11 protein-coding genes are annotated in these 11576 nt (G+C 61.4%); 6 read left to right on the forward strand and 5 right to left on the reverse strand.

The window, feature by feature from the left end:
- Positions 1-9 precede the first annotated feature (9 nt).
- Positions 10-2598, forward strand: coding sequence for a SpoIIE family protein phosphatase (locus tag F8A88_RS08835; protein WP_151150783.1), 2589 nt, complete (start codon positions 10-12; stop codon positions 2596-2598).
- 14 nt (positions 2599-2612) lie between these two features.
- The gene (locus F8A88_RS08840; protein WP_151150784.1) at positions 2613-2945 is read left to right on the forward strand and encodes an STAS domain-containing protein; all 333 of its coding nucleotides are present in this window, start codon (positions 2613-2615) and stop codon (positions 2943-2945) included.
- A 3-nt stretch (positions 2946-2948) separates the two neighbouring features.
- On the opposite strand, the gene F8A88_RS08845 is transcribed toward F8A88_RS08840, so the two are convergent.
- Positions 2949-4421: a PP2C family protein-serine/threonine phosphatase gene (locus tag F8A88_RS08845; protein ID WP_151150785.1), complete on the reverse strand. Its 1473-nt coding sequence runs from the start codon at positions 4419-4421 to the stop codon at positions 2949-2951.
- Positions 4422-4427: 6 nt separating this feature from the next.
- Entirely contained in the window at positions 4428-4607 is a 180-nt protein-coding gene (locus tag F8A88_RS08850) for a hypothetical protein (protein WP_151150786.1), read from the reverse strand.
- Between F8A88_RS08850 and F8A88_RS08855 the strand changes: the two genes are divergently transcribed.
- The 3 genes from F8A88_RS08855 to F8A88_RS08865 are packed head-to-tail and all read left to right on the forward strand — an operon-like array spanning position 4606 to position 6470.
- Positions 4606-5211, forward strand: a complete 606-nt coding sequence (locus F8A88_RS08855) for a hypothetical protein (RefSeq protein ID WP_151150787.1) — start codon at positions 4606-4608, stop codon at positions 5209-5211. The two genes, F8A88_RS08850 and F8A88_RS08855, sit on opposite strands and share 2 nt — an antisense overlap.
- 1 nt (position 5212) lies before the next feature.
- The gene (locus F8A88_RS08860) at positions 5213-6103 is read left to right on the forward strand and encodes a hypothetical protein (protein ID WP_151150788.1); all 891 of its coding nucleotides are present in this window, start codon (positions 5213-5215) and stop codon (positions 6101-6103) included.
- On the forward strand, positions 6090-6470 hold the full coding sequence (locus F8A88_RS08865; protein ID WP_151150789.1) for a PqqD family protein: 381 nt from the start codon (positions 6090-6092) through the stop codon (positions 6468-6470). The genes F8A88_RS08860 and F8A88_RS08865 overlap by 14 nt, the downstream gene beginning before the upstream one ends.
- A 324-nt stretch (positions 6471-6794) precedes the next feature.
- Here F8A88_RS08865 and F8A88_RS08870 read toward each other — a convergent pair whose 3' ends face one another.
- Complete coding sequence (locus F8A88_RS08870) at positions 6795-7712, reverse strand: ACP S-malonyltransferase (protein WP_151150790.1); 918 nt, start codon at positions 7710-7712, stop codon at positions 6795-6797.
- Between the two features lie 137 nt (positions 7713-7849).
- A complete protein-coding gene (locus F8A88_RS08875) occupies positions 7850-8461 on the reverse strand; it encodes a tetratricopeptide repeat protein (protein WP_161598366.1) in 612 nt (203 codons plus the stop codon).
- A 159-nt stretch (positions 8462-8620) separates the two neighbouring features.
- On the opposite strand from F8A88_RS08875, the gene dapF reads away from it, so the two are divergent.
- Positions 8621-9472, forward strand: coding sequence for a diaminopimelate epimerase (dapF, locus tag F8A88_RS08880; RefSeq protein WP_151150792.1), 852 nt, complete (start codon positions 8621-8623; stop codon positions 9470-9472).
- A 99-nt stretch (positions 9473-9571) separates the two neighbouring features.
- On the opposite strand, the gene F8A88_RS08885 is transcribed toward dapF, so the two are convergent.
- Positions 9572-11563, reverse strand: coding sequence for a monovalent cation:proton antiporter family protein (locus F8A88_RS08885; RefSeq protein WP_151150793.1), 1992 nt, complete (start codon positions 11561-11563; stop codon positions 9572-9574).
- Positions 11564-11576: the final 13 nt, after the last annotated feature.

Below are 11576 nucleotides of genomic sequence, written 5' to 3' on the forward strand. Positions count from 1 at the left end.
AGTGTCCGCATGAGGCTCGATTTCCGTTTCAAGTTTTTTCTGGTGCTGCTGGCTTTCAGCCTGGTGCCCTTGCTGGCCGTGCGCATCTTCATGGGGACCTATAGCCAGAGATTGCTGAGCGAGGCCACGCTTTCGGCCCGGCAGGACATGGTTGACCTCATGGGCTACGGGCTGGAGGAAAGCGCTCGCGGCGCGGCCGAGGTCATCCGCAGCCAGAGCATGGCCTATGCCCAATCCTCCCGCATATTGTCCATGGAGGCCCAGCGGCTCAGGCCTGTTGCCGGCATGGGAAACCCCGAAGCTCTCGTGCCTGCGGATTCGTTTGAGTCCGGTGCGGATGCATCCGGCACGGAATCAAGCCGTCGCCACCTGCGCCGGACGCGGTCCGGCAACATACGTCCCATACCCGTGGATGAGGGACATCTGTCCCTGAACCTGGCGCCGGGCGTAAAACGCGAGGACGTGGAGCAGGACATCCGCTGGGTTTCCTCGCTGTTGCCGTCCATGCGATCCGTGTACGAAGATTTGGGAAAGGTCATGTGGCTCGACGTGCATCTTGTGTCCGGGGTCAGCGTGTCCTATCCGGCCCACGGCCTGCCCAAGCATTACGATCCGCGCATCACCGCATGGTACCAACGCATGATTCAGCGCATGGGACCTACGTGGGCCATGCCCATCGTGGACCCGGCCACACGCCGGAACATGGGCGGCGTCGGTTGCCTGATCCGCAGCGCGGACGGGCGCGTGCAGGGCCTTGCCGTGGTCAGCATACTGATTTCCGACATTCTCCAGTCCACCACGGTGGAGTCCGAATGGGGGCAGGATCAGCAGCCGTTTCTCCTGCTGCGCCAGGATAATCCGGAAACCGGGAATCCCGGCCTGCTCATTCTCGGTCAGGCGGACTACGAACAGGGACAGCGCCATTGGCTGACCCCGTTCGAGCACGAATGGCTTGCCTCGGACAATGCCACGCAGTTCGATGCCTTTTTGCAGCGGGTGCACAAGGAGCAGTCCGGGGTCATGTACATGCCCTACAAGGGGCGTGATTCCGTGTGGTCCTTTGCCTCCCATCCGGAATATACCTATACCATCATCGTTCCGGAAAAGGCGGTGACCCGCATACCGGACAGCATACTGGAGGGGGTGACCGTCCTTTTCCGGCACTGGCGCTGGTACACCGGGGCGGGCATACTGGCCGTGGTTCTGCTTTCCGGTCTGGGCAGCTGGATCATGAGCCGCTCCAGCACCCGGCCGCTTATGATCATCGCCAACGCGGCGCGGCGTCTTTCGGACGGGGATTTCGACGTGCACGTGGATCTGCATACCGGAGATGAGCGGGATTACCTGATCGGCATTGTCAACGAGATGGGGCCAAGGCTCAAGGAGCACATGCAGATCAGCCGCGACATGGAGCTTGCCCGCAGTGTGCAGGAACATTTGCTGCCAGCGAGCGATCCGGATATCGAGGGGTGGGATATTGCCGGGTGCATCCGCTATTGCGACCAGACCGGCGGCGATTATTACGATTTTCTGGGCGTGAACGGCAAGGACGGCCATGCCCATGCCGTGGTTGTGGGCGATGTGAGTGGCCACGGCCTGCCTTCGGCTCTGCTCATGTCCTCGGCCCGTGCCCTGGTGCACGGGCTTTCCGGCGCGCGCGTCGGGTTGGGCCGGCGCATGGGGATGATCAACAGTCATCTGAATGCCGATCTTGAAGGAACCGGCCGGTTCCTGACCATGTTTTATTTGCAGTTGCAGCCCGAGAGTTGCGATGTCCGCTGGGTACGCGCCGGGCATGACCCCGCGATCCTGTATGATCCTGCTACGGACAGCATGCAGGAATTGTCCGGGGACGGCCTGCCGCTGGGCGTTGTGCCGGACGTTATGTTCGAGGAGTGCAGCGGGTGCGTGCCGCCCGGCGCAATGGTGGTCATGGCCACGGACGGGGTCTGGGAAGCCATGGACACGGACAGAACGATGTTCGGCAGGCAGAGGTTCCTTGCCATTGTGCGCCAAAATGCCCATAAGAGGTCTGAGGATGTCGCCCATGCCGTGCTCCATGCCGTGCAGGAGTTCATGGGGAGCGCCGAGCAGAAGGACGACATTACCGTGGTGGTGGCGAAGCGGACCGGAAAACGGGCGATTCAAGGCGGAGAACGCGGAATGCAAGACATGTCTTTCCGGATGACCAACAAACAGCGGTGTTTTGAGATCTTCAGGCCCAAGGTGGAGGAATTCTGCCGCGCCAACGGGCTGGAACCCAGGGTCGTGTTCAGGCTGACTCTGGTCATCGACGAACTCATCACCAACATCATTTCCTATGGATATTCGGACATGGACGAGCATCCCATCGACGTGTTCCTGTCCACGGACGGGGAGCGGGTGGTGTTGCGCATTGAGGACGATGCCGAGCCGTTCAACATCCTGGAGGCGCCGGAGCCGGAATTGGACACGCCGCTGGATGAACGCGAACGGCCCATCGGGGGCATGGGTATTCATTTGGTGAAAAAAATGGCCAATTGCTTGAGTTACACGCGTGAACAGGGCAAGAATGTCATCGTTCTTGAAAAGACATTGAACGAAGACTGTACGTGTTAGAAAGGGAGGAGAATGTGGGCATAGAACAGGTGAATGAAGGCGGGGTGACCATTCTGCAGGTCGACGGCAGTCTGGATGGCGACGGCACGCAGGTGTTGGAGGAGAAGGTTCTCTCCCTGCTGGACGGTGACACGTCCTGCCTGCTGTTTGATTTTTCGGATTTGGACTACATCAACAGCTCCGGGCTTCGCGTCTTGGTGCTGGCTTACCAGCGGCTCAAGAAGTCCTCGGGCAAGGTGGCCATCTGCGGGGTCAAGGATTACATTCAGGAAGTGTTCGAGGTTTCGGGGTACGACAAGATCTTTTCCATGTTCCCCTCGCGCAACGAGGCCTTGGGCGGACTGTAATCGTCACGGTTCCGCCCGGAGGATCAGCAGGGTGACGTCGTCGTCCTGCGGCGTGCCCTCGCGGAAACGGTCCAGTTCGTCCATGACGGCCTGCAACAGGCCCTGGGCATCCCTGCGGGCGTTTTGCCGTACCACGCGTAAAAAGCGTTTCTGGCCGAAGCGCGTTCCGTTGGGCCCGGGCGTTTCCCATATGCCGTCGGTTCCGGCCAGCAGCGTTTGTCCGGGTTTCAGCCATTCGGTTTCATTTTCCGTGTATTCCCACGCATTATCAACCCCCAGCGGAATTCCCTGTCCCTGCAGGGGGGTGAACGTGTCCGTGCCGCTGTCATAGATTATGGCCGGAGGATGTCCTGCGTTGACCCAGCGCACGGTCCGGGACGCCTGATCCGCCTCCAGCAGGAACAGGGTCACGAAGCGTCCGGATTTGTCGGTGTCGCGGCACAGGCTGCGGTTCACGGCATGAACCGTTTCGGCCGGTCCGTGCAGGGTGGCGCCGCTCTGGCGCAGCATGGCCCGCACCGAGGCCATGAGCAGGGCCGCGCCAATGCCGTGGCCCACAACATCGCCCACCATGAAGACAGTACGTCCGCACCCGTCTTCGCATTCGATCCAGTCGTAGAAATCGCCTCCGGTCTCGTCGCTGGAGCGGCTGGCGGCCGCACAGTCCAGTTTCGGTATGTGCGGCGGGTTTGCGGGCAGGAAGTTGCGCTGGATTTCCCGGGCGATCTGCAGTCCCTGGCGCATGTGCATGCCGTGGCGCAGGCCCTTGATCATTTCATTGGTGTGCCCAGCGATGTAGCCGAATTCGTCATTGGTGGCCACGGGCACGAGTTTGTCCAGTTCGCCGCGGCTGACTCTTTCCAGCACTTCGGTTTCGTTGCGGAAAAGGATTTTCAGGTTGCGCGCCCATGAAATGATCAGGTTGATGATCAGCCCCATGAGTGCGGCCATGACAAAGGCGATCTCCGTCAGGATGCTTCGGGTGACGGTGCCCACGGCTTCGGGGTCGGGAATCTGCGTTCGCAGCCAGTGCATGTCGCGCGCGAGCAGCAGAAGCAGCAGTGCGGTCATGAGCAGCAGCGCCATGGTGGCGATGACCGCAAACCTGCGGGTCATGGGCGAAAGCTCGCGCGGCGGCCGGGTCGCGCCGTTTCGCTGCATGGCCTGCGCAATGACCGAACGTTCGCGGGCAAGGGCCATGTCCAGCCCGGCGAACAGGCCCACGGTGACCAGGCCGAGGGCCAGCTTCATGCCGCTGTGCAGCAGGGGAAAGCCGTGGACCACATGGAGAATCCCGGCCATGAGCAGGCCTGCCAGCGCAAACAGACTGAAATCCATGCGGAACTGCCGCCCTGGCTGCACGAGCAGCGGGGCGCGGTCCACCATGCGCTTGCGGATCAATACGCGCACGGCACCGGCGGCCAGCAGGGGCCAGAACAGAACCATTGCAAGCTCCCGGACCGGGAGCGCGTCCATGAGCGGTCAGACCTGACCGCCGTAGACGAGGCCGCCGGCAAAGGCTAAAACGTAATAGGCGAGTGCGCGCATGCGGATTCCTTGCGTGTTGATAAATTCATTTACTTCCTTTGCTTTACGCCATGTTCTGCGATAAAAGGCAAGCAGGATGAATGATTGCACATCAATCAATGGATGGTTTGCCATGAAACGCTTTGCCCTTGGTATGCTTTTTTCGCTTCTGCTCGTATCCGGCGCATGGGCCTCCGGCCCCGCCCCCGTATCCGTGGCCGGAATCCGGCTGGGCGACGATTTTTCACGCTATCAGGACATGTGCCGCATGGAGCACGCCGGAGCCATGTCCGACGCCATCTTCCTGGACGAGGCCCTGATTCGTACCGGGGCCATTCACGGGGTGCGCGGCGGCAGCATCATCTACGGCAACTGCGCCAATCCCGGCAAGATCGTGCGCATCAAGATCAAGTTCGCGGACATGAGCAAGCGCCTTTTCAAGGATCTGCTGGCACTGTACACCAAGCGTTTTGGCGATCCCTCCTCCTATCAGGGCGACTCCTTCCGCAATGTCATTGCCTGGGAATGGGACATCTCCGGCAGCGAGGGGCGCCATGTCAAGATCGTGCTCATGTACAGCACCGATTCTTCCATCCGGCCCGGCGTGTCCATCAAGATGACGGACCAGTCGCTGCTGGATCTCGAATTTTCCTGCTACAAGAAGAATTTCCGCAGTCTGTACAAGGCCACGGAAAATGCCGGAAAGATCACCGATCTCGACCTTTTCGTGCCGCGCTAGAATGAGCGACGCAAAGCTGGCATGGAACGGCGTCAGCCTTGTCGTGCCCGGCTTGTGGGAACCTGCTGCCATCGAGCGCCGGTACCTGCGGCTTGAGGAGCGCGGCATGCCCCGGGCCGACATCCAGTGGCGGCGCGTGCGCGGCCCGTTCGATGCCGGACGGCACGTGCGCAGACTGGCCAAGCGGTTTCGCCGGGACGAGGTGCGCATGGTCGAACCCGAAGGGCCATGGCTTCGTCCTTTTGAACGGCTTCGGGAAAGCGGGCTTGCCGCAGCGCACGTGCAATGGCAGGGCGGCTGTGGAGGCGTGGTGCACAATCCGGCCACCGGACTGGCCGCAACCCTCCAGTTTCACGATCTGGCGGACCACAGTGGATCCGTGGACATTGCCGCCGGCGTGCTGGCCTCGTTTCGCGATCATTGGGCGGGCGCGACCCTGCCGTGGCGCATGTTCGGCATGCGGGCGCGGACTCCTTCCGATTTTCTGCTGCACGGATTTTCCTTTATGCCGGGCAAAAGCCTTGTGACCCTGCGCCGCCCCAAACGCATGCCCGCCGTGGACGCGCCCGACCGTGACATCGGACGGGGGCCGGGTGTGCTCCTTGAGCTGGAACGGCTCGTGCCCGCGGACGTGGTGCTCGGAGACCGGCCGGTTTCCCTGTGGGCGGCCGAGTATTGTTCCGAACGCATACAAGGGGAAACCCGGGAGCAGGGACAGGGCATTGCCTGGAATTCGCTCCGCAAGCGTTTTTTGCGCAGGCCCGTGCTTTCCATGGGCCGCATCTGGCACGATGCCTCGCGCAACGCTCTGCTCGGGGTGTATGCGTCGGGCGACATTCCCTTGGACAACCACCAATTCGACGAGGTATGTGCGCAGTATGGGGCTGTTTAAACGCAAACCGAAGCCGGTCATGAACCGGGAACAGGCGTTGAACATGGTCGTTGTGCGCAACGAAACCGTGCGGCCGGAGACCGGCGCGGGCGGACTGGTGCGCCTTCATTACGAAGTGGCTTCCCGGCCATGGTTCGGCCGCCTTGCCGAGCGCGTGGGCATGTGGGACGGCTCGCCCGTGCAACGGACCCTTGAACTGGACGAACTCGGTTCGTTCGTGTGGAATACCATCGACGACAAACAGACCGTGCGTGCGCTTTCCGAACGATTCGTGCAGCGCTACAGGGTGCAGACCCGCGAGGCCGAGGTGGCCGTCACTGAATTTCTTCGCCAGCTTGGGCGGCGCGGTTTGATTGCTTTACTCTAGGGTGGCTGGGAACAGCGGTCTGCGGCGTTGCCTCGTTTCCCCTCCGGGGGGGGCAGGGCTCTGCCCTGCACCCGCAAGGGACACGTCCCTTGACCCTTTTCTGTTGTGCATTCTTCGAATGCACAACAGGGTGGAGAAAGGGGCGGAGAAAATGTTTGGACAGCTTCTTTCCTGTTTTTTCAAGTAGTTTTTACGTCAGCCCCAAACGACTGCGGCCCGTCCTGCAAAAGCAGGGCGGGCCGCAGCGCCAAAAGGTTTTGGTGGAGGGGTTTGGGGAGGCCCCTTTTTCAAAAGGGGCCTCCCCAACTCTTTCCCGTAAAAATTTTACAGGTCGGCCAGCGAGCCGATGGCCGCGCCGGTCCAGTCCTCGTTCTTGCCCTTGAAGTTGGGCTTGAGCATCTTCTGGAGCACGCCCTTGGGGCCGATCTCCGTGAAGGTGCGGATGCCGTCGTTCCACATGGAGGCCAGCGTCTGTACCCAGAGCACGGAAGAGGTCATCTGCTTCTGCATGATTTCGGCGATGGCTTCGGGGGCCTGCTCGGGGAGTCCGGTGGCGTTGCAGTAGACCGGGAAGGCGGGCGCGTTCCAGTCCAGCTTTTTGAGCAGCCCGGCGAACTCGTCGGCGGCCTCGTTGATGAGCGGGGAATGGAATGCGCCGGATACGGCCAGCTTGATGCAGCGGCCCTTGTTCTGCTTGGCCAGATCAGCGGCCGCGTCCAGAGCTTCCTGTTCGCCGGAGATGACGAACTGGCCCGGGGTGTTGTAGTTGGCGATGCGCAGTTCCTTGCCGGAAGCGTCCACGGCCTTGTCCACGATTTCGGCCACGGCGTCCTGTTCCAGCTTGAGCACGGCGGCCATGCCGTGTCCCTCGCGTCCGGCCTCGGCCATGAGCCTGCCCCGGATGCATACGGCCTTGACCGCATGGCGCGGGGAGAGCACTCCGGCGGCAGAGAGCGCCGCGAATTCACCCAGGCTGTGTCCGGCGGCGGCCAGCGGTTCCAGCGAGCCTGCGCAGGCCTGCCACAAGGTCAGGTTGACCACGGTCAGTGCCGGCTGCAGGGCGCGGGTGTCGGCCATGTCCGCGTCGGTGCCGTCCCAATAGATTTCCCTGAGCGGCAGCCCGGATTCCTGTTCCGCGTATTTCCAGAGGTCCAGCGCTTCGGCGGACGCTTCGGCAGCGTCGCGGCCCATGCCCTGTTCCTGCGATCCCTGACCGGGAAAAAGCAGTGCTGTCTTGGTCATATTCATTCTCCTGAGTGGAATTGATGCTGTTTGATGGCGGGAACGTATGCACAAAAAAGGATCGTGTAAAGTGGGGGGCGGGCAAACGCCCGTTTGAACGCTTGCCCGCCCCGCATGACGTACTGCAACAAAAACGATTACTGGCCGCGTACTTCCCGCACAAGGTCGCTCAGGGGTTGTCCGCCGGGCGTGGTGGCTTTGGGGTTCTGTTTCAATATGCCTTCCCAGACGGCCAGGGCCTCCTGCTTGCGGTTCAGGTCGTGCAGCAGCACGATGCCCTTGTTGAAGCACGCGGTCATGTGGGCGGGGTCCAGCGCCGTAGCCTTTTCAAAGGATTGCACGGCCTTTGCAAATTGCCCGGTGCGGCGATACATGACGCCCAGATCGGACCACAGGTTGGCGTTGCCCGGGTCCAGCGCAAGGGCTTTCTCATAGGTGCCCACGGCCTTGGCGGGCATATTGTTGTCAAAATAGTAATGACCCAGCCGGGCCCATGCTCCGGGATCGTCCGGGTGTGCGGCCGCCGTCGATTCAAGCCGCGCCTGAGTGGGGTCGGGCCGTGTCTGCGGCATGTCGGCGGGCGCTGACGGGGGCGGAGCCGACTGCTGATGACGGTTTGCCTGCATGATCAGGGTTACGGCGTTGCCGGCAAACACGCCGATCATGAGCGCGGCAAACACCAGCAGCGCGCACGTGGAGCGGCGGACCGTTTTCTGGCTGCTGTGGCCGGATTCGTGCTGTGATTCCATGAAACTCTCCGCGTAAAGTATACTGACAAAGTGTGAAAATGTCATTTCGCATGGAACCCGGCAAAAGGCAATACGGGGCCGTTTTTTTATGCTTGCCGGGTTGCGTTGAAATGCTTATCGTTTTTTTTGAGCCACCGCCACACATGTATGGAGATAGTCATGAGCGAAATGTTCGGCACCAATGTGCCGTTTTACAAGATGCAGGGATGCGGCAACGATTTTGTTGTCATCGATAACCGGGAGCTGGGCCTGAGCCGGGCGGAAATGCCGCGCTGGGCCGAGAAAATCTGTGCGCGGGCCTTTGGCATTTGCGCGGACGGCCTGTTTTTCATTGACGAAGCCCCCGAGGATTCCGGGCTGGATTACTGCTGGCATTTCTATAACAACGACGGCAGCCGCGCCGAAATGTGCGGCAATGCCTCACGCTGCGCGGGCAGGCTGACCTATACGCTGGACATCGCCCCGGCCGAGCATGTTTTCGGCACGGACGCCGGGCCGATTCGGGCCAAGGTCATTACCGAAGGACCGGAGCGCGGACAGGTCAAGGTGCAGCTTACGCCGCCCAAGGACACGCAGACCGGCATCGAACTTTCTGCGGACGGACGCGACCTGACCGTGCATTACGTGGACACCGGCGTTCCCCATGTTGTCGTGTTCGTGGACGACGTGCAGGCCGAGGACATCAAGGCCCTCGGTGCGGCCATCCGCTACCATGAACGGTTTGCTCCGGCCGGGACCAACGTGAACATCGCGCAGGTCAAGGACAAGGAGACCATCCTGTTGCGCACCTACGAGCGCGGCGTGGAGGACGAAACCTATGCCTGCGGCACGGGCGCGGCCGCCACGCAGTTCCTTGCCCGGGAACTGGGCCTGACCGATTCTGCCGCACGCCTGACCACCAGCGGCGGCGAGGTGCTGACCGTTTCCGTCGAGGATGGACAGGTCTTTTTGCAGGGCGCTGCGGAGTTGACGTTCAGCGGCGATTTGTATCTGGACGCGGTTGGTTTGTAGTTTTTTCCCCTTGGAAGAACGAGGGAAGGATTTGATCCTTCCCTCTTTTTTTGTGCCTTGGGTATGGATGAACCATGGACGGGCATGGCTGGGATGCGCCTATGCGGGGGCGGAAGACGTGCCGTCGCAGCATCCTGATTCGGAAAGGATACAGAAGGCTTCGCGTGCCTCGTCGCTGCCGATGATGGCGATCCTGTCGCCGCCGCGGAAAACGAAACCGGCACCGGGGTTGGTCTGCAGGACGCCGTCCCGGACAACGCCGACAATGGTGGCGCCGGTGTGTTTTCGGATGTTGGCGTCGTCGATGGACAGGTTTGTCAGCCCGCCCTGTTCAGGCAGCCGGACCCATTGCAGGTCGAATTCGCGTTCTGCGCTCCGCAGCTGGGAAAGCTCCCGGTAGTCCTGATCCTTGCCGCACATCTGGGAGTAGATTTCCTGCCGTATGGCGTCTGTCCTGCGCAGGATTTCCATGGGCGACATGTTCAGGTGGCGCAGGGACTGACGCGCCATTTCCAGACTCCCTTCCAGTTCCGGCAGCGCTGTTCCCGAGACGCCCAGCGCATGCATTTTCACGACTTCGTCATGCCCGGAAGAGCGTGTGACGATTCCGACGCTGGCGTGTTCCTGTTTGATCATGGTTATGATGGAGCGTGCGGTCACAAAGCCCGGCACGGTCACCACCGCCAGCGCAGCGGTGTCGATCCCGGCCGCCTCAAGCACTGCGTGTTGCGTGGCGTCACCGAAAAGCACGGGCAGTCCGTCCTGCTTGAGTTGTTCGAAACGCCTCTGGTCATGTTCCACCACCACGAACGACTTGCCCAGTCGTTTCAGGATTTCCGCCACCTGAAAGCCGATCCGTCCGCCGCCCAGTATGACGGCGTGGTTGCGCAGTCCTTTTTCCGGAATGTTCACGGATTCGTGCTGCTCATGGCGGAACCAGCGTTTTCTGAGCCTGTAGAGCCGTTCGGTCTGTCCCGAAACAATGGGGGTCAGGGCCATGGACAGGATGGTGATGGTCAGCACCAGCGAATACATTTCCTGGCTGATGGATTGCGTGGAAACGCCCAGCCGGGCGAGGACGAACGCGAATTCCCCCACCTGGAAAAGGCCCAATCCCACGGCCAGCGGCACCACGTTGCGGTATTTGAACAGGGCCGAGATCATGGCCATCACGAGGCCCTTGCCCACGCAGACAACCAGCAGCAGCAACAGTACCGTGGAAAGGTGGTTCACCAGGAATTCGGGGTCAAAGAGCATGCCCACCGAGGAAAAGAACAACAGGCCGAATATGTCCCGCAGCGGCATGATGTCGCTCAGGGCCTGATGCCCGTAATCCGATTCGCTCAGCACCAGCCCGGCCACGAAGGCGCCGAACGCAAATGAAAGCCCCACCAGATAGGTCAGGTAGCCGACCCCGAGGCCGATGGCGGCTATGGCGATGAGGAACAGTTCCCGCGACCCCACGCTGGCAATGCGGCCAAGGAGCCAGGGCAGCAGCCGCGTGCCCAGAACGATCATGCAGGCAAGGAAAGCTCCGGCCTTGAGCGCGGCAATGCCCAGCTTGGGCAGGCCCACCATGGGGTCGTTGAGTTCGGGCAGGGCGATCATGAGCGGCACCACGGCCAAGTCCTGCACGATGAGCATGCCCACCATGACCTTGCTGGAAAGCGTGCCCATCCAGCCCTGGTTCATCAGCGTCTTGAGCAGTACCATGGTGCTGGAAAAGGAAATCAGGCCGCCCAGCCATATGGAGGACCTCCAGTCCAGCCCCATGACCTGTCCGGCCCCGTAGCCGAGCAGTATGGTCAACAGCATCTGCAGGGGCGTGCCGATGAGCGCCACCTTTCGGACCGGCTTCAGGTCCTTGAAGGAAAATTCCAGCCCCAGTGCGAAGAGCAGCAGGGCGATGCCGATTTCCGCGAGGAGTTCGATCTCATGGACGCCCGAGACCGTGTATCCGCCGGTGTTCGGTCCCAGCAGCACACCGGCCAGAATGTAGCCCAGAATGAGCGGCTGCCCGATCCGCTGCATGATCATGCCGCAGAAGAATGCAAAGACAACGATGAGTATGATGTCGGTGGCTATGCCCATGAACCGGATTCTC

The organism is Pseudodesulfovibrio senegalensis (assembly GCF_008830225.1).
In the GTDB taxonomy this organism is placed as follows: Bacteria; Desulfobacterota; Desulfovibrionia; order Desulfovibrionales; family Desulfovibrionaceae; genus Pseudodesulfovibrio; species Pseudodesulfovibrio senegalensis.